23 protein-coding genes are annotated in these 17896 nt (G+C 67.8%); 11 read left to right on the top strand and 12 right to left on the bottom strand.

Translation table 11 applies throughout. The features are described 5' to 3' along the window. Positions 1 to 265: 265 nt before the first annotated feature. Positions 266 to 427, top strand: a complete 162-nt coding sequence (locus ACXKZB_RS04335; protein ID WP_158521907.1) for a hypothetical protein — start codon at positions 266 to 268, stop codon at positions 425 to 427. Between the two features lie 14 nt (positions 428 to 441). On the opposite strand, the gene ACXKZB_RS04330 is transcribed toward ACXKZB_RS04335, so the two are convergent. The 4 genes from ACXKZB_RS04330 to ACXKZB_RS04315 form a co-directional block, all read right to left on the bottom strand. Continuing rightward, on the bottom strand, positions 442 to 720 hold the full coding sequence (locus ACXKZB_RS04330; protein WP_488824815.1) for a hypothetical protein: 279 nt from the start codon (positions 718 to 720) through the stop codon (positions 442 to 444). A 146-nt stretch (positions 721 to 866) separates the two neighbouring features. After that, positions 867 to 1628, bottom strand: a complete 762-nt coding sequence (locus ACXKZB_RS04325; RefSeq protein WP_255252556.1) for a COG4705 family protein — start codon at positions 1626 to 1628, stop codon at positions 867 to 869. Beyond that, positions 1625 to 2281: a DedA family protein gene (locus ACXKZB_RS04320; RefSeq protein ID WP_488824814.1), complete on the bottom strand. Its 657-nt coding sequence runs from the start codon at positions 2279 to 2281 to the stop codon at positions 1625 to 1627. The genes ACXKZB_RS04325 and ACXKZB_RS04320 overlap by 4 nt, the downstream gene beginning before the upstream one ends. A gap of 92 nt (positions 2282 to 2373) precedes the next feature. Then, positions 2374 to 3174 carry a COG4705 family protein gene (locus ACXKZB_RS04315; protein ID WP_488824813.1) on the bottom strand — a complete coding sequence of 267 codons (801 nt, stop codon included), beginning with the start codon at positions 3172 to 3174 and terminating at the stop codon, positions 2374 to 2376. A gap of 358 nt (positions 3175 to 3532) precedes the next feature. Between ACXKZB_RS04315 and ACXKZB_RS04310 the strand changes: the two genes are divergently transcribed. Further along, complete coding sequence (locus tag ACXKZB_RS04310) at positions 3533 to 4513, top strand: sensor histidine kinase (protein ID WP_158521906.1); 981 nt, start codon at positions 3533 to 3535, stop codon at positions 4511 to 4513. Then, the gene (locus ACXKZB_RS04305) at positions 4510 to 5169 is read left to right on the top strand and encodes a response regulator transcription factor (protein WP_079238234.1); all 660 of its coding nucleotides are present in this window, start codon (positions 4510 to 4512) and stop codon (positions 5167 to 5169) included. The genes ACXKZB_RS04310 and ACXKZB_RS04305 overlap by 4 nt, the downstream gene beginning before the upstream one ends. Before the next feature lie 200 nt (positions 5170 to 5369). Here ACXKZB_RS04305 and ACXKZB_RS04300 read toward each other — a convergent pair whose 3' ends face one another. Then, a complete protein-coding gene (locus ACXKZB_RS04300; RefSeq protein ID WP_079238233.1) occupies positions 5370 to 6116 on the bottom strand; it encodes an ABC transporter permease in 747 nt (248 codons plus the stop codon). Positions 6117 to 6393: 277 nt separating this feature from the next. Here ACXKZB_RS04300 and ACXKZB_RS04295 point away from each other — a divergent pair, with 277 nt between their 5' ends. The 6 genes from ACXKZB_RS04295 (at position 6394) to eno (ending at position 10497) form a co-directional block, all read left to right on the top strand. Then, positions 6394 to 6900: a universal stress protein gene (locus tag ACXKZB_RS04295; protein WP_488824812.1), complete on the top strand. Its 507-nt coding sequence runs from the start codon at positions 6394 to 6396 to the stop codon at positions 6898 to 6900. Beyond that, positions 6897 to 7640, top strand: coding sequence for a 2,3-bisphosphoglycerate-dependent phosphoglycerate mutase (locus ACXKZB_RS04290; protein WP_488824811.1), 744 nt, complete (start codon positions 6897 to 6899; stop codon positions 7638 to 7640). The genes ACXKZB_RS04295 and ACXKZB_RS04290 overlap by 4 nt, the downstream gene beginning before the upstream one ends. Continuing rightward, positions 7637 to 8140, top strand: a complete 504-nt coding sequence (locus tag ACXKZB_RS04285) for a CrcB family protein (RefSeq protein ID WP_488824810.1) — start codon at positions 7637 to 7639, stop codon at positions 8138 to 8140. Before ACXKZB_RS04290 ends, ACXKZB_RS04285 begins: the two co-directional genes overlap by 4 nt. Continuing rightward, positions 8137 to 8508 (top strand): fluoride efflux transporter FluC, encoded by a 372-nt coding sequence (locus tag ACXKZB_RS04280; RefSeq protein ID WP_488824809.1) that lies wholly within the window; start codon positions 8137 to 8139, stop codon positions 8506 to 8508. Before ACXKZB_RS04285 ends, ACXKZB_RS04280 begins: the two co-directional genes overlap by 4 nt. A gap of 32 nt (positions 8509 to 8540) precedes the next feature. Beyond that, on the top strand, positions 8541 to 9026 hold the full coding sequence (locus ACXKZB_RS04275; protein ID WP_488824808.1) for an inorganic diphosphatase: 486 nt from the start codon (positions 8541 to 8543) through the stop codon (positions 9024 to 9026). Between the two features lie 136 nt (positions 9027 to 9162). Further along, entirely contained in the window at positions 9163 to 10497 is a 1335-nt protein-coding gene (gene eno / locus ACXKZB_RS04270) for a phosphopyruvate hydratase (protein WP_079238228.1), read from the top strand. Here the strand turns inward: eno and ACXKZB_RS04265 are convergent. After that, entirely contained in the window at positions 10482 to 11408 is a 927-nt protein-coding gene (locus tag ACXKZB_RS04265; protein WP_134194760.1) for a LysR family transcriptional regulator, read from the bottom strand. The genes eno and ACXKZB_RS04265 overlap by 16 nt on opposite strands. 142 nt (positions 11409 to 11550) lie before the next feature. On the opposite strand from ACXKZB_RS04265, the gene ACXKZB_RS04260 reads away from it, so the two are divergent. Together ACXKZB_RS04260 and ACXKZB_RS04255 are read left to right on the top strand one after the other, a co-directional pair. Then, the gene (locus ACXKZB_RS04260; RefSeq protein WP_254700853.1) at positions 11551 to 12648 is read left to right on the top strand and encodes a TDT family transporter; all 1098 of its coding nucleotides are present in this window, start codon (positions 11551 to 11553) and stop codon (positions 12646 to 12648) included. Further along, positions 12645 to 13229 carry a uracil-DNA glycosylase family protein gene (locus tag ACXKZB_RS04255; RefSeq protein WP_079238225.1) on the top strand — a complete coding sequence of 195 codons (585 nt, stop codon included), beginning with the start codon at positions 12645 to 12647 and terminating at the stop codon, positions 13227 to 13229. The genes ACXKZB_RS04260 and ACXKZB_RS04255 overlap by 4 nt, the downstream gene beginning before the upstream one ends. A 125-nt stretch (positions 13230 to 13354) precedes the next feature. Here the strand turns inward: ACXKZB_RS04255 and ACXKZB_RS04250 are convergent, their stop codons facing one another. From ACXKZB_RS04250 to ACXKZB_RS04225, 6 genes are all read right to left on the bottom strand, one after another. Beyond that, positions 13355 to 14167 (bottom strand): AAA family ATPase, encoded by an 813-nt coding sequence (locus tag ACXKZB_RS04250; RefSeq protein WP_488824807.1) that lies wholly within the window; start codon positions 14165 to 14167, stop codon positions 13355 to 13357. Continuing rightward, positions 14164 to 15555: a transposase gene (locus ACXKZB_RS04245; protein ID WP_488824806.1), complete on the bottom strand. Its 1392-nt coding sequence runs from the start codon at positions 15553 to 15555 to the stop codon at positions 14164 to 14166. The genes ACXKZB_RS04250 and ACXKZB_RS04245 overlap by 4 nt, the downstream gene beginning before the upstream one ends. Positions 15556 to 15561: 6 nt before the next feature. Further along, positions 15562 to 16164, bottom strand: a complete 603-nt coding sequence (locus tag ACXKZB_RS04240) for a recombinase family protein (protein ID WP_488824805.1) — start codon at positions 16162 to 16164, stop codon at positions 15562 to 15564. Between the two features lie 189 nt (positions 16165 to 16353). Then, a complete protein-coding gene (locus tag ACXKZB_RS04235; protein ID WP_488824804.1) occupies positions 16354 to 16521 on the bottom strand; it encodes a hypothetical protein in 168 nt (55 codons plus the stop codon). Between the two features lie 279 nt (positions 16522 to 16800). Further along, on the bottom strand, positions 16801 to 17256 hold the full coding sequence (locus ACXKZB_RS04230) for a hypothetical protein (RefSeq protein ID WP_246328678.1): 456 nt from the start codon (positions 17254 to 17256) through the stop codon (positions 16801 to 16803). A 134-nt stretch (positions 17257 to 17390) separates the two neighbouring features. Then, a complete protein-coding gene (locus tag ACXKZB_RS04225; protein WP_111057347.1) occupies positions 17391 to 17873 on the bottom strand; it encodes an inorganic diphosphatase in 483 nt (160 codons plus the stop codon). Between the last annotated feature and the right edge of the window lie 23 nt (positions 17874 to 17896).

Raw genomic sequence — 17896 nt, 5'->3', positions numbered from 1 at the left:
GGTTGCAGCCTACGTGGCTATCCGCTACGGCGTCGGGCTGTAACTGTCAAGTACCGAACGGTCTCGACTCCTCAGAGTCGAGACCGTTCGGTGTCTACAGAGACGTGGCCGCGAACCACACGACATCAAGGACATCCACATGGACATCATCGGCGAGATCGCCAGCAGCGCCCGACCGCGGTAGGTCACCGTGGGCCACTTGTCAGCCGCCCGTCTGAAGGTTCACGCTCTGCGGGCCAATCGTCTACCCGAGGAGTGCGCTCCGATGCAGCAGCGCCGACTGGCGCATCTGCGGTCTGGCCATCACACGCTCCCCCGAGCCGACTCCCGCAGCGGCGACGACGCGGCCTCGCTCGAAGAAGTACGGAACTGGCTGCTGTTCGCCGCCGACACCAGCTACGACCTCCGCTACAACCTGCCCAGCTGACGAAGACCAATCGATTAGGTGGAAGTCACATCACCTTGCCGTCGGTGCTTCCCCGAACTGCGCCACACCCAGGCGGCGAGCTTGGTCTCGCCGCGACCGGCTTCCACCCAGACGGCGTCCCGAGTCAGGCGGTACGCATGGGCGTCACTTCGACGAATCAGGCGGTCGGGCAACTGGAACCACGCATGCACCGGCAACGACTTCGGCAGTTCGCGCATCTCCGTGCCACGGGCATCCTCCTTGAGCGAGAACGGCGAGCCGGGCAACCAACGATCCGAACGACGACGACCCATGACCGCGACAGTAGGAGGCCGCACCTACGTTCGCATCCCGGGCCCTCATCGAGAACATCCCCGGGACCAGTCATGTGAGCAGCTTCGCTTTGTGTCGTCCTTCTGCCTTCGCTTTGTGTCGTGACCGCGTCCCGGTAGCTGGTGAATCAGCGGACAGTTCCGGCGGATGGTGCTGGCTGCGTCGAGTTCTTCCAACTCACCGTAAAGGCAATGGCAATGAGGAGGACCGCGCTGACGAGTCCGGTGCCCGCGTCGAGGCCGCCTCGAGAGTGTGGGACGGCGATGTAGTCGGCGAAGGATGCGCCGATCGGTCGGGTGAGGACGTACGCGGTCCAGAACGCTGTGACAGGGCCGAGGACCGCTGTTGCCCGTGCGAGGACGACGACGATCATCGCGGCAACGAACACGAGGCCGCCGCTGAGGTAGCCGAGGTGGAAGGTGCTGGCGGCGAGGTCTCCGGCGGCGGTCCCCATTGCGAACGTGGTGATCACGGCGGCCCAGTAGAACAGTTGCCGGGGGATGCTGGTGATGGTGTGCACGTCGACCGTTCCCTCGACGCGACGCCACAAGACAAAGACGGCGACGAGCCCGGCGAGGAACACGGGCGTCGACACCGCGTAGGGGACGCCGAGCGCGACGTGGGTGACGTCGGCGACCATCGTGCCAAAGACTCCCACCATGGAAACGGTGCCCCAGTACAACCAGGGCCGGTATCGGTCCGCCCGCAGCTGGACGATGAGGATCACCGCGAAGAGGACCGCGGTGATCAGCACGGTCGGGACGGGGGCGAAGCGTGTGACGAGGAAGTCGGAGAGTGCTTCACCCATCCCGGTGGTGAGGACCTTGATCAGCCAGAACGATGCGGTGGGTTTCGGCACCCGGTTCAGCTCGCCTCGCGTGGTGTTCACTGCTCGCGAGCCGTCCGCTCAGCGGATGCGGGCGCGGATGCGGACGTGTCTCGGTTCTTCCGAGCGACGTGGCGGCGGAGTGCGCCGATGACGATCGGGAGGATCGAGACCAGGATGATGACGATCATCAGCGCGTCGATGTTGTGAGCGATGAGCGGGATGCCGCCGAGGAGCACACCGACAACGGTCAGGCCGCAGGCCCAGGAGATCGCGCCGATGAGGTTGAAGAGCAGGAACCGGCGGTAGTGCATCTGCGCGGTGCCGGCGGCGAGGGGGACGTAGGTGCGGACGATCGGGACGAACCGGCCGAGGACCAGGCTGAGGCCGCCCCACTTGGTGAAGAACGCCTCCGCTTCGTCGAGTCGAGCGGTGGTGAGGATGCGGGCGTCGTCCTTGAACAGGCGTCGCCCGAAGCGCTTCCCGATCCAGTAGCCGACCTGGTCGCCGGCGATCGCGGCGATCGCGGCGACGATGGCGACCTGCCACGGTGTCACACCGAGCGTGCTGCTGATGATCGCTGCGGTGACGAGGAGCGAGTCTCCGGGCAGGAAGGGGAACAGGACCCCGGACTCGATGAAGATCAGCAGCGCGATCCCGGCGAGGACGAACGGGCCGAACGCGTGCAGCACGGAGGCTGCGTCGAACACGCTCACTGCGAGCGGAACGGTGTGGAGCACGAGGTGCCTTTCACGGGACGGGCTGGTGCAGCCGCCGTTCGAGTCGACGGCGGCACCAGCGAACGGGGTCAGACGGTGAGTCGGCTCCGCTGCGCGGGTTCCTCGCGGCGGAGCCGGATCACGAGGAAGCTGATGATCGCGGCGATGACGACGAAGAACACGACGCTCGTGGTGATGGTCCCGATCCCGAGTCCGCCGTCCTTCGTGGACGCGGACAGCAGGTCACCGGTGGACGCGCCGAGGGGCCGGGTGAGGATGTATGCGATCCAGAAACACAGGACAGGACCGCGACGGCCGATGAACCAGACCGCAGCGGTGACCGCGATGGCGCCGGCGAACAGCAGCAGGGACGGTAAATACCCCAGGCCGGTCTGCTCAGCGATCAAGTCGCCGGCGGCGGTACCGAGGGCGAAGGTGAACAGGATCGCGAGCCAGTAGAACGCCTCCCGGCGGACAGTGTCGATGCTGTGGATCGACAGGGTGCCCTCGGTGCGGTACCAGATCGCGAAGACGGCGAGCAGCGCGACGCCGAAGACGGTGGTGCTGACGGCGAGGGGGACGCCGAGGCCGTCGGTGAGGTTGTCGGTGACGCAGGTCCCGACGATGCTGATCAGCACCACCGTGATCCAGTACAGCGGCGGCTGGTAGCTGCGGGCCCTGAACTGCAGCACCAGGAACACGGCCAGCGCGACCGCCATGATCAGCGTCGTCAACGGCAGCCCGAGCCCGACGGTGTCACTGAGGAGGTCCGCCGCGGTCTCGCCGACGGTGGTCGCGAGGACCTTGATGATCCAGAACGACGCGGTCGGATCAGGCACCTTGTTCGAGCGGCTCCGGGTTGGCATCGGCGCTGCGGGCGAGTGGGACATGGCGTTCTCCTCGTCGGGACGGGCCGTGCCGCGGTGTGCGGGACCGGCGATGCTCCGACGGTAGAAAGCGGCGCGCAAGACTCCACCAAGAATCACGCCTGACTGGTGGGGAGATCGGTTTCTTGGCCGTTCCTTGACCAGCGGCGGTGAGGATCCGTGCACCGGTGTTGCCATGAGTGAGGCAGGATCGAGCCAACACGGCGACGCCGGAACGCACCCCCTCGCGTTCCGGCGTCGCTTGTCCGGAAGGGGTCTCATGTCGGCAGGATGGCGGTCAACGGTCGCAGACAAGCTGGCTCGATGGTCGTTCCGGTCGAGTCCTGAGACCGACCCGGACCGGTTGACCTACCGACGGTCGGTGGTCGGGATCGCGCTCCGCGTCGCGGTCGTGTCAGCGGCGCTGGTGATCGCGATCATCGTCCTCGTCGTGACGTACGTGTTGTGGCAGCTGACACCGAACCAGCTCCACGAACGCCCCGGGCCGACCGACATCCACATCTACCTCGACACCATCGACCTGAGCATCGCGGTCATCGGCGTCGGTGGTCTCGCGATCATCCTCGCCGGCATCGCAGCATGGGTCATCGCCCGTCGAGCAGTGCGGCCGATCGCGGAAGCGGCACGGATGCAGCGCACCTTCGTCGCGGACGCCAGCCACGAGCTCCGCACCCCGTTGACGGTGCTCCATGCACGCGTGCAACGTCTGCAACGCATGACCCCGGCGCACGATCGGCGGCGCCCGGTCGTCGACGAGCTGCGTGGCGACACGCAGATCTTGATCAACATCGTCAACGACCTCCTCGAAGCAGCTGCAGGGTCGGGTGGCTCGGACGGCGCCGCTGACCTGAGGGCCGCGATGGAAGCCGTGCACCGCGACATGGACGTCCTCGCAACTGAACGGCAGGTGCACCTCGATGTCGACCCGGTCGACGCGGTGGTGCAGGTGTCGGAGACCCAGCTGCACCGCTGCCTGATTGCCTTGTCCGACAACGCCATCGGCCACACCCGGGCCGGTGGCAGCGTTCACATCACCGCGGTGACTAACGGTGGTCGCGTGACGATCCGCGTCGCGGACGAGGGCCCCGGCGTGGTCGGTATCGAGCCAGCACGGGTCTTCGACCGGTTCGCTCACGGCACCCCCGTCGAAGCGACCACGACAACCAGCACCCGCACGGGGTACGGCATCGGGTTGGCGTTGGTCCGCGACATCGCCGTCAGAGCCGGCGGCGACGCCGTCGTCGTCGTCGAGCACACCGATAGCAGCGGGACGGTCTTCGCACTCCGTCTCCCGATCACAGACGACCGCGCACCGGAACACGATCGGGAGGCCCGCGCATGATGCCGCGACTGCTGCTCGTCGAGGACGACCCCCGACTCGGGCCGCTGGTCGCGGACGAGCTGGCCGAGCAGTGGACCGTCACGCTCTGCGCCGACGGGGAATCCGCGCTCGAGACCGCAGACGCGGAGTACTTCGACGTCATGGTCATCGACCGTCGACTCCCGGGCATCGACAGCACCACGGTGATCGCGACCCTCCGACAGCGACGCATCAGCACCCCCGTGCTGATGCTCACCGCCCTTAGCGAGGTCCACGACCGTGTCTCCGGGCTGGACGCCGGCGCCAACGACTACCTCGTCAAGCCGTTCGACTTCGACGAACTCACCGCCCGGCTCCGCGCGCTCACCCGCGACTACACCGGCACCGGCACCAGCGTCGAGATCGGCGGGTGGGCGTTCTACCCCGAGGACCACAGCATCACCTCCCCCTACGCGGGACGGGTGATGCTCACCGAGAAGGAAACCGCGTTGCTCCGGCTGCTCGCGGGCGAACCATCCCGCGCGTTCACCCGGCAGCATCTGCTGTCCGCGGTGTTCGACAACGGCGAGCAGCTCGGCACGGTCGACACGTACGTCCACTACATCCGCCGGAAGACCGACCGCGACCTCATCACCACCATCCGCGGCGTCGGATACCGGCTCGGCACACCAGTCTGAGGCCACCGCTCAGTCATCGAAGAGGCCCTCGCGCTCAGCTTCCGAGGCCACTGCGAGTACAGCAGCTCCAACCGAACCGACGATCACCAGCAGCACGACGACCACTGCGCACACCAACCACACGCCCACGGGGAACCACCTCCGAGGCCACCCTCGCCGCTGCACACCAAGGAACGACCAAGTCTCAGCCTCAGCCCATGTCAGTGCGCTGACGTGGTGGGCCTGGTCGCGACTGGTGCCAACCACTGCGTCAGGCACACCGCGGTGCACGATCCGGCGGCCATGATCGCGGCGAGCACCACGATCTGGAACCGGCCGGCGTCCAGCGGCGACAACCCGCCGAACACCGCTCCGACAAACGCGCCGGGCAACGTCACCAACCCGGTCGTCTTGGTCTGATCTACCGTCGGCACGAGCGCCGCGCTGACCGCCCGACGCACCAGCCGTTCCGTCGCACGTCGAGGTGACGCTCCAAGCGCGAGCCACCCCTCGACCTCGTCCCACTGATCGGCCACGAGCTCCCGGAACCGCCGGCCGCTGATGGTCGCAATCGTCATCGCGTTTCCGATCACGATCCCACCGATGGCGAGGGCGTACCGAGGGCTGAACTCGACCGCACCCGTGCCGAAGACGACGCTGCCGGTCACCAGGACGCCGCACGCCATGGACACCGCCACCGGAAGTGCCATCGTGGACACGCTGCCGAGTCGACGCGCGGCAGTCACCACAGCGACGGAGAACATCATTAGGAGTGCCGCCCCGATCAGCAGCGGCGATCGGATGATTCCACTCAGCACCAGGCTGATCGCCGCCAGCTGTGCCGCGCCACGCACGATCGCGACGGCCGGCGCCCATGGCACTTCCGCCCGCGCCAGGACCAGCACCGCAGACGCGACCCCAAGGAGCAGCACTACACCGAGCAGCGCGTGCGTCAGCTGATCAGCCACGCGTGCTCCGAACACTCACGTCTGAACTGTAGGCCTCTGGCTCCGCGGCCCTTGCGGCACGACTGACCCCGACCGACCCTCCCACCGGTGTCCGATAGCCGATCCGGCGCGGTGGAAGGGGCGGGAAATCGGCGCGGCGGTGCATTCGATTCGGGTGCATACTGGTGGTGTCTTCGGACCCGGCAGTGGGGCTTGCCGGACCCAACTTCGACACTCGTCGACAACAGTCCCTATCTCAGCTGGTCGCGCTTCTGCGCGCCTGAGGTAGGGAGAAGACATGGGACAAGCAGTACCGACCGGCGCGGTCGTCGTCGGCGTGCGGGCCGGGCAGGTGCGTGACGTTGTGACGGTCGCGGCGCAGATCGCTGAACGCTTCACGGTTCCCCTTGTGTGCGTGACCGTCGACCCAGCGCTCCTGTCAGCCGGGAATCGAGCGGACGGGTCCGAGATCATCGAGCCGATCGATCCGGACTCGGCAGACGCCGGGCCGGCGGATCTTCCCGAAACTGACCGGGCCGTCATCGAGCAGATCGCCGCTGTCCATTCAGCCGAAGTCACGGTGCTGACGAAGGTCGGCGATCCCGCACGCGCGCTGGCCGCGGTCGCCGAAGAGCACGACGCGTTGATGATCGTGGTCGGTACCCAGACCGGTCGGCGGCGGATCACGGAGTTCTTCAACGGGTTGGTCGCGGCGCGGCTTGCGCATCAGCAGCACCGTCCCGTTCTCGTGGTCCCCGTGGACCCGGTGGGGTTCGATGACCCGCTTCCGTGGGATGCGTCATGACGGGTGCACTGGTGCTCCTTCGGCACGGTGAGAGCACCACGAACCAGGCCGGGACCTTCACCGGCCTGGTCGACGTACCGCTCACCTCCCGCGGCGAGGAGCAGGCCCGACAAGCCGGCCGGCTTCTCGCCGCGCACCACGTGATCCCGGACCTGATCCTCACGTCGACGTTGCAGCGCGCCGTCCACACCGCGGACCTCGTCAGCGACGTCCTCGGCCGGGACATCCCGACCACCGCGGTGTGGGAGTTGAACGAGCGGAACTTCGGCGCGCTCACCGGGATGACCAAGGCGGCATCCCTCGCTGCGCTTGGGGACGCCGAGTACCTGCGGCTGCGCCGTTCCCGAGACGGCCGACCAGCACCGATGCCACTCCGGCAATGGCTCACCCTTCGGCGGAGCCCAGCCCTGCGGGGCCTTGGCCGGGCGGCGGTCCGGCGAACGCAATCATTCGCCGACGTCATCACCCGCATCCGCCCAGTGCTGCGCGACCGGCTCCTACCCGCGGTGGCGGCGGGGCGGACGGTGTTGGTCGTCGCGCACGGGAACTCGCTGCGGGCGCTCTGCGCCTGCATAGATGACCTGTCGGATGCGGAGCTGGCGGAGCTGAACCTGCCCACCGGGCAGCCCTTGCTGTACCGGCCGAACGGCGCCGGTTCGTTGCAGCCGCGGGGCGGGAAGTACCTCGACCCTGCATCACACCACGCCGCGGCGCTCGTCGCGGCAGAAGGCGGAACATGACCACCCGAACGGACACCCCGATACTCGATGATCAGCTCCCATCCGACCCCGACGTCGATGTCTCCGACCCGCGACCGGTCACGCGGCCCGTGCACCTGCGCTGGCGCTACCTCGGCCTCGTCGCCGTTGGCGGTGCCGTCGGCACCGCGCTCCGCGACGTCATCAGCAGCCTCCTCCCCGCAGATGGTGGGGTGAGCTGGTCGATCTTCTGGATCAACATCACCGGCGCACTGCTGCTCGGTGTGCTCCTGGAAGCGCTCGCGCACCGCGGACCCGACCAGGGCCGCCGTCGCGTCCTGCGGCTCCTCCTCGGCACAGGGGTCCTCGGTGGGTTCACTACCTACAGCACACTCGCCGAGTCCACCGCCGCGCTGTTCCTGGGCGGGCATGGCCTCGCCGGCACCGGGTACGCGCTCCTGACCGTCTTGTCTGGTGCGATCGCGACCGCCTGCGGGCTCGTCGTCGTGTCTTGGTTCCGTCCGCGGGAGGTGCGCGCATGAGCCCGCTCCTGGTCCTCGCCGTCGCGGCCGGTGGTGGGGTCGGCGCTGCCGGACGGTTCCTTCTCGACGGCCTGATCAACACGGGCCGGCAGTTCCGGCTCCCGGTCGGGACGTTGACGATCAACATCACCGGGTCGCTGCTACTCGGCATCATCGTCGGCGCCGTCACCCACCTCGGTGCGGTGCCGGTTGCGGTCCTTGGCACCGGGGTGATGGGCGGGTACACCACGTTCAGCACCGCCAGCTTCGAAACCGTTCGCCTCGCCCGCAGCGGCCGGATCAACGCCGCCGCCCTCAACGGTCTCGGGATGCTCGTCGTCTCCGTCGCCGCAGCGACCGCCGGCATCCTCCTCGGCGGTCTGCTGTGACCGCCACCCCACATCCTGAAACGGACCTCCCCATGCAGTTCGACGTCACGATCGAGATCCCCCGCGGCAGCGGCAACAAGTACGAAGTCGACCACACCACCGGCCGGATCCGGCTCGACCGGGCCGTGTTCACCAGCATGGTGTTCCCGCAGGACTACGGCTCCATCGACAACACCCTCGGCGAGGACGGCGACCCCCTCGACGCGCTCGTGCTGCTGCCCCGACCGACGTTCCCGGGCGTCGTCATCACGGTCCGCCCGGTTGGGATGCTCCGCATGGTCGACGAGAACGGCGGCGACGACAAGATCCTCGCCGTCCCCGCCGGCGACGACCGGTTCGAAGACCTGCAGGACATCAGCGACGTCCCGGAGCACACCCTCATCGAGATCGAGCACTTCTTCTCCCACTACAAGGAGATCGAACACGGCAAGCACGTCACCACCAACGGGTGGGCCAACCGTCCTGCTGCCGAAGCCGTTATCCGCACCGCACAGGAAGCCCACACCCGACACCCGTGATCCACGGGCCCCTTGACCGCCGCGGGGAGGCACTGGCGCTGAGTGATCGCCAGCAGGTCGTCCCCTCCGCCTCCCCGCGGCTTTCCCTTCCATCCGCACGACCACGACGCATGACCCGACCAGAAGGAGCGTCACCATGAACGACTACATCAGCGGCATCCACCACCACGGAGCCCACCAGGGCGAGTACGTCACCCACCACGACCACCCCGTCACCATCGACGCCGTCCACAGCACCCGCATCCTCGACTCCCGCGGCTACCCGACCGTCCGCGTCCTGCTCGAACTCGACGACGGCCGCACCGTCACCGGCGACGCCCCCGCGGGCGCATCCACCGGTGCCCACGAAGCCATCGAGCTCCGCGACGGCGGAACAGCGTTCGGCGGCCGCGACATCACCCAGGCGCTCCACCTGATCAACACCGACATTGCGGGCCTCCTCACAGGGCGATCGTGGTCCGCAATCGGACAGGTCGACGCCGCCCTCGCCGAACTCGACGGCACCACCGGGTACCGCCGGCTCGGCGCGAACAGCGTCGTCGCAACCTCCATCGCCGCATCCCGGGCGCTCGCACACGCCGCGGGCCTCCCGCTCTGGCAGTGGATCGCCGAGATCACCGGCTCGACGCCGCGGATGCCGGTCCCGCACTTCAACGTTCTCAACGGCGGCGCGCACGCAGCGAACAAGCTCGACTTCCAGGAGTTCATGATCGCCCCCGTCAACGCCTCATCGATGGCCGACGCTGTCCGCATCGGCGCGGACGTGTACCACGCCCTCGCGGGCCTGGTGCGGGACCGGTTCGGTAGCCTCGGCCTCGGCGACGAGGGCGGCTTCGCACCATCAATCGCTGCACCCGAGGAAGCGCTCGACCTGCTGGTCACCGCGATCCGCGCCGCAGGCTACGAGCCGGGCGTCGACCAGGTGGCGATCGCCCTCGATCCAGCCGCGAACGAGTTCTCCCTCGGAGACGGCTCGTATCGGATGCTCGACGACAGCCTCGACCGGGACGGGTTGGTCGACTACTACCGGCAGCTCATCGACACGTACCCGATCCGCAGCATCGAAGACGGGTGCGCTGAGGACGACTATGACGGGTTCCGCCGCATGCAGGCGGCGCTCGGTGACCGGATCCAGAACGTCGGCGACGACCTCTACGTCACCGACCCCCAACGCATCCGCGACGGCGGCGAGCAACACCTGACGAACGCGGCACTGATCAAGCCGAACCAGATCGGCACCGTCTCCCAGACCCTCGGCGCGATCGCCACCGCCACCAGCATCGGGATGGCCAGCATGGTGTCGCACCGTTCCGGGGAGACCACGGACACGTTCATCGCCGACCTCGTCGTCGGGACCGGCACTGGGCAGATCAAGTCCGGCGCACCCGCCCGCGGCGAACGGGTCGCGAAGTACAACCGGCTCACCGAGATCGCCGAGCAGCACCCGGATCTGCCCTACGGACTGATCTGACCACCGGCACTCGAGCTGCGAGCGGTGTCCAAAAACGCCGTGACAGCAGGCCCGGGGTGGCCCGACCAGATCGCACGCAGCGACCGGATCAGCGGCGGGCCGAGCAGCGGCACTCGGACGAGGGCACCGTCGGCGAGGTCCCTGCCGACGGTGCGGAGACTCATCACCGCCGGAGCGATGCCCGCTCGAGCGTTGGCGCGGATGATGCCCGTCGTCTCCAGTACCGCCGCTGGCGGAACGAGGGTGCGGCCCGCATCGTCGAGCCACGCCTCGACCGTGGCGCGGGTGCCGGACCCTTCCTCACGGAGCAGTAGCGGCGTCTCCGCGAGGTCATCCGCGGTGATGCTCGAAGCCCGCGCCCACGGATGGTGCGGAGCGACGACAACCACGAGTTCGTCCTCGTCGACCACCAGAGAGGAGAGGTCAGGTGGCGCAGCAGGGGTCTCCGTGAATCCGACGTCGGCAGCGCCGGAGCGAACAAGGTCGATCACAGCGGTGGAGTTGCCCGCGATCAATCGGACCGACGCATCGGGCGCGGCAGCACGGTGGGTGAGCAACCATCCAGGCAGCAAGAGTTCGGCGATCGTCTGCGACGCTGCGACCACGAGGGATCCTGCCGGTTCTCGAAGCGCGACAAGTCCTGCTTCGAGCCGCTGCGACGCCTCCAACACCGGAACGGCCAGACCGAGCACCACCCGGCCGGCGTCGGTCAAAGCTGTCCCGGATGCTCTCCGGTGCGCCAGCGGCTGACCGATCGCCTGCTCCGCGGCACGCAGTCGCGCAGACACCGCCTGCTGTGTCACCCCCAACACTTCGGCCGCGCGGGTCAACGAACCGGTTTCCGCGACGCGGACGAGGACCTCGAGAGTGTCGAGGTCCAGGGTCCGGTCGGTCAGCCGTCGCAGTGCCACAAGCAAACATTGTGCCCCGCCAACGAGTTCGCCGTTCCCGAACCATGGGAAACACGCGCACGCTGGGTGCATGTCCGCTCACCTCGCCCATGCACCCGCACCCGCACCCGCACGTTCCGAGCATGGTGTGCAAGAACGGCGGTTGTTCCGGGAGTTGGAGCGGCCCGGGCTGATCGTGTCGAACCTGACCCCGAACTGGTTCGCATCGATCATGGGGACCGGGATCGTCGCCGTCGCGGCTGCGTCGTTGCCGCTGCAGTTCCCAGGTCTGCGCACTGCGGCGACGGTCGTATGGGCGATCGCCGCGGTCCTGCTCGTCGCCCTCACGATCGCGACGGTGCTGCACTGGATCCGCTACCGGAGCACCGCAGCGAAGCACCACCTGCACCCGGTCATCTCCCACTTCTACGGGGCACCGCCGATGGCGTTCCTCACCGTTGGTGCCGGAACGATCCTGCTCGGCAAGGACTGGATCGGCCTCCCGGCTGCCGTCACCGTCGACTGGGTGCTCTGGAGCATCGGCACCATCGGAGGACTGCTCACGGCAGTGCTCGTGCCGTACCTGGCGTTCACCCGCCACGAGAACACGCCCGACTCCGCGTTCGGCGGTTGGCTGATGCCGATCGTCCCGCCGATGGTGTCCGCCTCCACCGGTGCGCTCCTGCTGCCGTACGCTCCCGCCGGGCAGGCGCGGGAGACGCTGCTGTGGTCCTGCTACGGCTTCTTCGGCCTCAGCCTCATCACGTCGCTGGTGGTGATCACGCTGATCTGGAACCGTCTCGCGCAGCACAAGGTCGGCGCCGCGGGCATGGTCCCGACTCTGTGGATCGTCCTCGGGCCGGTCGGACAGTCGATCACCGCCGTGAACCTCCTCGCATCGAACGCCCCCACCGTTGTCGATGCGAGTACCGCGCATGCCCTGCTGGTCGTGGCGCTGGTGTACGGGTTCGCGATGCTCGGCTTCGCGCTGCTGTGGACCGTCATCGCCCTCGCGATCACCATCCGCACTGCCCGAGAGCACTTGCCGTTCAGCCTGACCTGGTGGTCCTTCACGTTCCCCGTCGGGACCTGCGTCACCGGCCTGAACGGCCTGGCCCTGCACTCCGGACTCACCGTCGTCGCCGTCCTCGCAGTTGTCTACTACGTCGGCCTCGTCGCCGCGTGGATCACCGTTGCCGTCCGCACCTTCCACGGCTCCGTCATCCGAGGCACCCTCCTGGCACCACCACAGCCGGCGTGAGCACCGCCGAGGAGCTCGCGGACGAGCTCGCGGACGTTCGATCGCTGAACGCCCTCGCCGAGACATGGCGCACCGCACCGGACGGCTCGCGACGGTTCGTCCCGAGCTTCGACCCACGATCCGGCGGCACATCAAGCCGCGTGCTGGTCCTCATGCAGTCGCCCGGCCCGCAGACCATTGCCGCCGCGCACGCGGCGGTCTGCAGCGAGGACAACCCGGGCCCGACCGCGGCCGCGTTCCGCGCAGCCCGCATCGAGTCCGGACTCGCACGCAACGAGTACCTCCGCTGGAACCTCATCCCCTGGGAAGTCCCCGGCCGCGTACGACCTGCGGACATCGACGAGGGGCGACGCGCCCTCGGAGCTTTGCTCGAGGCGCTCCCCGTGCTCGACGCCATCGTCACTTACGGGACCGTTGCCCTTGACGGAGTCATGCGGCATCTCACCCTGGACGAGCACCCCAGACTCATACCCGTCATCGCGGCGCCACACCCCTCTCCCGCCAACGGCCGCCACCGCGCGGAACAACAACGACGTTCCGTGCAAGCACTCCAGCTTGCCGCACTGAAGCGACCGGTGTAGCGAATACGAACGATTCCGCTACAACCGTCCGTTCCGACGGAACGCCAGGGTGTGTGAGCAGCCCAGTCATCTGAGTGTGAGCAGCTTCGCTCTGTGTCGTCGTTTTCGCTGCGGTCGGTGTCGGGTTAGGTGGTGCCGATGACGAGGGTGCTGCGGGCGGCTTCGACGACGTCGTTGGTGATGACGTCGAGCTCGTTGATCTTCAGGACGCGTTGGATCTGTGGGAGTAGGCGTTCGAGGAGTCGGAAGTTGCCGCGGGTGATGCGTTCGACGGCGGCGATGGCTTGGGCGTCGGTGAAGTCGTCGGGGTCGAGCGTCTTGCCGAGCTTGCGCCATTGACGTTCGAGAACGAAGAGCAGCTCGTCGTGGCCGAGCGGACGGTACTGGTGGGCGAATCCGAGGCGGCTGTAGAGCTGCGGGTAGTGGCTGAACTGCTTCTCGATGCCGGGCATGCCGATGAGGATCATCGCGATGCCGGTGCGGTCGTACTGGTCACGGAGCCACTCGACGGCGTTGCCGGTGAGGCGTTCGGACTCGTCGATGATGATCAGCTCGAGCAGCGACGGGTTGGGGCCGTGTGCGTGGTCGAAGTGGCGGCCGTGGAGGATGAGGTGTTCCTCGATGCAGTGTTCGGTGCGGAGCATGTCGTGCCGGAGGTCGTCCTGCAGGGCGCGCATCGTGGCGGAGACCTCGGGCGTGTAGAAGACGGTGCGGGCACGGTGTGCGGCGGCGTAGATCTTGGTGTCGTCTTCACTGCGTGCGGCCCATCTGGCGATGAACGGGCCGATGCTGTCCCAGTGGGCGTAGCGGCGTGCGGAAAGGGTCTTACCGACGCCAGCGGGGCCGAAGCAGACGCCGATGGTGTTCTGCTTCCGGACGGCGTCGGCGAACTCCGTGAACCGGCGGTGTTCCTTCGTGATGATGAACTGGTTCGTCATGACCGGTCCTCCTCGTAGGTCTTCAGTCGCGGTTGATCCGGTGCGGGTGCTGGTGGGGTGTGATCATCGGGTGTGGGGCGGACGATCGCGATGCGTTCGCGGATCTGCCCGCGCAGCGCTCTGCGTTGCGCGTTCCGGGCGGCTTGGATCTGTTTGAGGCTGATCGTCTCGGTCTGGTGCTGGGTGCTGATGGCGGTGCAGAGGAACGCGTCGCGGTGGAAGACGCGGATCTCGGTGACGTCGCGGGGGTCGTACCGGACGCTGACGGTGCTGCCCACGAAGGGTGCGAGGGTGGTTGCGGTGTAGCGGAGCCCTTCGAAGTGGATGCCGTCTCGTTGCACGACGCGCGTGGTTGGGACGGTGAGCAGGAACCCGTCGAGCTGCTCGAGGGAGTCCGGCAGTCGTGGCAGCCACCCGTGTGCGATCCACGCTTCCAGTGGGCTCTTCCGGAGCTCGCGGTGGGTGCGGGCGTTGTAGCGGCGGATGAACGTGTTGATGGCACTGTCGACGCCGGCGAGATCCAGCGCTGGCGTCGGCGCGGAGGATCTGGGCGCGAGGTGGCCGGGGAGCGTTGGGAGCAGCTCGGTGTTGATGGTGCCGAAGAACCGCTCGATCTTCCCGCGGCCCTGAGGGCGAGCGACCTGGGAGTGGATGATGCGAAGGCGCAGCATGGCGGCTGTGTCGCCGATTCGGTGGCTGGTGAAGTCCGACCCGTGGTCCGTGTAGAGCACGTCTGGGATCCCACAGACGGGCCAGTCCGGCTCCGGCTTGTGCCAGATCGCTTGCCGGAGCGCGAGCGCTGTGTTCGCCGCTGATGGGGCGCCGAGGAACACCATGTACCCGCAGACCGCGCGGGAGTAGTCGTCGAGGACCACCGTCAACCACGGCCGTGCGGGCTTGCCATCCGGCCCAACGATGAGCAAGTCCAGCATCGTGTGGTCCGCCTGCCAGATCGCGTTCGGACGGTCAGCGCGACGTCGGAGCAGTAGCTCGTGCTTGTCCCGGTACGACGCCGGCCCCTCGAGCGCGAGCGTCACCATCCCGGGGTCGAGCCCGTTCACGATCGACCGCACGACGGAGTACGACGGTGCCGGCTGTCTCCGTTCGGCGCAGTGGACGCTGACCTGACGGTGAATCGTGGCGATCGACGGGCGCGGCCTGGTGAGCGCGAGACCCTCGACCAGGCGGACGAGTTCCGGTGCCGTCCGTCGGCCGCCGTGATCGGTACGGGTGCCGTCAGCGAGAGCCGGGTATCCGCCGGTTCGGTAGCGGGCGAGCCAGCGTTGCAGGGTGCGCTCGGCGATGCCCGTGGTGCGGGCGAGGGCGGCGAGCGGGATGGCGTCGTCGACGTGCAGTCGAAGGATCCGCCACCGCTCGCTCGCGTCCATGACTGGCTACATCGTCGGTGAGGGCTTCGGCCGCCTGGCAGCGACCGGTTCGGGGTGGCGGGCGATGGTCCGGTAGATGGTGGTGCGGCTGACGCCGAGGACATCACCGATCTGCGCGACGGTCATGTCCTGCTGCTCGTAGAGCCGGCGCGCCGTACGCACCTGGTCCGCCGAGAGGCGGGACGGCCGGCCGCCGGTGCGGCCGCGGGCACGGGCGGCGGCGAGGCCGGCGTTGGTGCGTTCCTTGATGAGGTCCCGTTCGAACTCCGCCAGCGCGGCGAAGACGTGGAACACGAGGCGGCCACCGGGTGAGGTGGTGTCGATGGTCTCCTGCAAAGACCGGAATCCGATCCCGCGCTCGGCGAGGCCCTGCAGCTGGTCGATGAGGTGTCGGATGGATCGACCAAGCCGGTCGAGTCGCCAGACGACGAGGGTGTCGCCGGGGCGGAGCTGGTCGAGGAGTTTGTCGAGCTCGGGTCGGTGTTGGAGCGAGCCGGACATGGTGTCGACGAACACGCGGTAGCAGCCGGCGGCGTTGAGCGCGTCAATCTGCAGCGACGCGTCCTGGTCGGTGGTGGACACGCGCGCGTACCCGAGGAGGTGACCCATGGGAAGAACGTAGCGAAACTCGACTGGCGTGGGTAGTACCGGGGCGTAGATTCTGGGACTGAGTTTCGCTACAAGACACGCCGCTGCGACGGATGCCTCACGGCGACTTCTTTCTGTTGTAGCGGAATCGGAGGTTTGTGGTACGTCTTTAGGACAGAGCTCTCCCCGCAGACTCGGCAGGCGCAATTTTTACTTCCGGCGGTTGAAGACCCGCGCGATTGCGTTGAGGATCTTCACGACCCGCTTGGTGCGCTTGTGGCTGGATACGGTCCAGACGAACAGGACGCATGCGATCAGCGTGGGTGCGTTGGCGCCGGAGTTCGCCGCCATCTCGATGACGGTGTCCGTCGTGAGCATGGCTGTCCTCCTTGAGGGGTTGGCCGAGCCCGGCCAGACCCGCGCGGGTTGCGCGGGGGTTCGTGGTGTCGGTGCGTGTCGACAGGGTCGTGCGCTTTATGCCTCTGGCCGGATGGGTCGCAGCTTCGTCATTCAGCGGTGGTGGTTGCACGACGCAGGGTGCGTGGCGTCTTCTGGGCATGAAAAAAGCCGGGCCCTGGGGGTCCGGCTGTTTACTCAGTTCTGCTGCGTGTTGGCGAACGTATCGCGGTTGGTCGCCATCCGGGGAAGAGACGCACTTCACCCGAGGCAGCTCCAGTGTACGGCTTGGAGTGGACATGAGAAAAGCCGACCCGCTATCGATCGGCCTTTTTGGGCGCACACGCTCGTGCCGTCGAGCTCCGCGAGGGCCGCGTCGATCTGCCCGATCGCGATCCAGGATCGGCCGGTGAGGAGCCCCGCGATCTCAGTGTCGATCATGTGCAGTGCTTGGGTGACGTCGCGGCCGCCGAACGCGGTGCCGCCGTCGCGGAGTTCACGGGCTTCGTGCGCGCCGGTGGATGCTCCGGCGGGGGCGTCGCCGGTGACGGTGCGGCCGTCTTCGAGCTCGAGGGACACGCGGACGGTTGGGTAGCCGCGGGAGTCGAGGATGCGGCTGCCATGCACCGACTCGATACCGACCGGGTGGTTGTGGTGGGTGACGTACTCACCCTGCGGTGTGCCGTGGTGGTGGGTGCCGCTGATGTAGTCGTTCATGGTGACGCTCCTTCGTTCGGGTCGTGCGTCGAGTAGTGCTGGTGTGGGCTGGGCCGCGGGGAGGCGGAGGGACGACCTCCTGGCGATCACTGGGCGCCAGTTGCCTCCCCGCGGCGGTCTGTGAGGCGCCGCGGTCAGGGGTGCCGGGTGTGCGCTTCTTGCGCGGTGCGGATGACTGCTTCCGCGGCGGCACGGTCGGCCCACCCGTTGGTGGTGACGTGCTTGCCGTGCTCGATCTCCTTGTAGTGGGAGAAGAAGTGCTCGATCTCGGCCCGGGTGTGCTCGGGAACGTCGACAACGTCCTGCACGTGGTCGAACCGGTTGTCGCCGTTGGGGACGGTGAGGATCTTGTCGTCGCCGTTCTCGTCGACCATGCGCAGCATCCCGACCGGACGGACGTCGATGACGACGCCGGGGAACGTGGGACGGGGCAGGAGCACGAGCGCGTCCAGTGGATCGCCGTCCGCGCCGAGGGTGTCGTCGATCGAGCCGTAGTCCTGCGGGAACACCATGCTGGTGAACACGGCCCGGTCCAACCGGATGCGACCGGTGGTCTGGTCGACTTCGTACTTGTTGCCGCTGCCGCGGGGAATCTCGATCGTGACGCCGAAGTGCATCAGGGCCTCCGATTCGGGAGTTG

This window comes from Curtobacterium sp. ABR8 (genome assembly GCF_057812125.1).
This window is presented reverse-complemented; position numbering and strand designations above follow the sequence as displayed.

Excerpts from the sequence above, each read along its gene's own strand:
- ACXKZB_RS04330 (WP_488824815.1), bottom strand. The coding sequence starts at position 720 with ATGGGTCGTCGTCGTTCGGATCGTTGGTTGCCCGGCTCGCCGTTCTCG.
- ACXKZB_RS04230 (WP_246328678.1), bottom strand. The coding sequence starts at position 17,256 with ATGAACGACTACATCAGCGGCACCCACCACCACGGCACACCGCAGGGT.
- ACXKZB_RS04275 (WP_488824808.1), top strand. The coding sequence starts at position 8,541 with ATGCAGTTCGACGTCACGATCGAGATCCCCCGCGGCAGCGGCAACAAG.
- ACXKZB_RS04295 (WP_488824812.1), top strand. The coding sequence starts at position 6,394 with ATGGGACAAGCAGTACCGACCGGCGCGGTCGTCGTCGGCGTGCGGGCC.
- ACXKZB_RS04240 (WP_488824805.1), bottom strand. The coding sequence starts at position 16,164 with ATGGGTCACCTCCTCGGGTACGCGCGCGTGTCCACCACCGACCAGGAC.
- ACXKZB_RS04250 (WP_488824807.1), bottom strand. The coding sequence starts at position 14,167 with ATGACGAACCAGTTCATCATCACGAAGGAACACCGCCGGTTCACGGAG.
- ACXKZB_RS04285 (WP_488824810.1), top strand. The coding sequence starts at position 7,637 with ATGACCACCCGAACGGACACCCCGATACTCGATGATCAGCTCCCATCC.
- ACXKZB_RS04305 (WP_079238234.1), top strand. The coding sequence starts at position 4,510 with ATGATGCCGCGACTGCTGCTCGTCGAGGACGACCCCCGACTCGGGCCG.
- ACXKZB_RS04235 (WP_488824804.1), bottom strand. The coding sequence starts at position 16,521 with ATGCTCACGACGGACACCGTCATCGAGATGGCGGCGAACTCCGGCGCC.
- ACXKZB_RS04225 (WP_111057347.1), bottom strand. The coding sequence starts at position 17,873 with ATGCACTTCGGCGTCACGATCGAGATTCCCCGCGGCAGCGGCAACAAG.
- ACXKZB_RS04280 (WP_488824809.1), top strand. The coding sequence starts at position 8,137 with ATGAGCCCGCTCCTGGTCCTCGCCGTCGCGGCCGGTGGTGGGGTCGGC.
- ACXKZB_RS04315 (WP_488824813.1), bottom strand. The coding sequence starts at position 3,174 with ATGTCCCACTCGCCCGCAGCGCCGATGCCAACCCGGAGCCGCTCGAAC.
- ACXKZB_RS04245 (WP_488824806.1), bottom strand. The coding sequence starts at position 15,555 with ATGGACGCGAGCGAGCGGTGGCGGATCCTTCGACTGCACGTCGACGAC.
- eno (WP_079238228.1), top strand. The coding sequence starts at position 9,163 with ATGAACGACTACATCAGCGGCATCCACCACCACGGAGCCCACCAGGGC.
- ACXKZB_RS04290 (WP_488824811.1), top strand. The coding sequence starts at position 6,897 with ATGACGGGTGCACTGGTGCTCCTTCGGCACGGTGAGAGCACCACGAAC.
- ACXKZB_RS04335 (WP_158521907.1), top strand. The coding sequence starts at position 266 with ATGCAGCAGCGCCGACTGGCGCATCTGCGGTCTGGCCATCACACGCTC.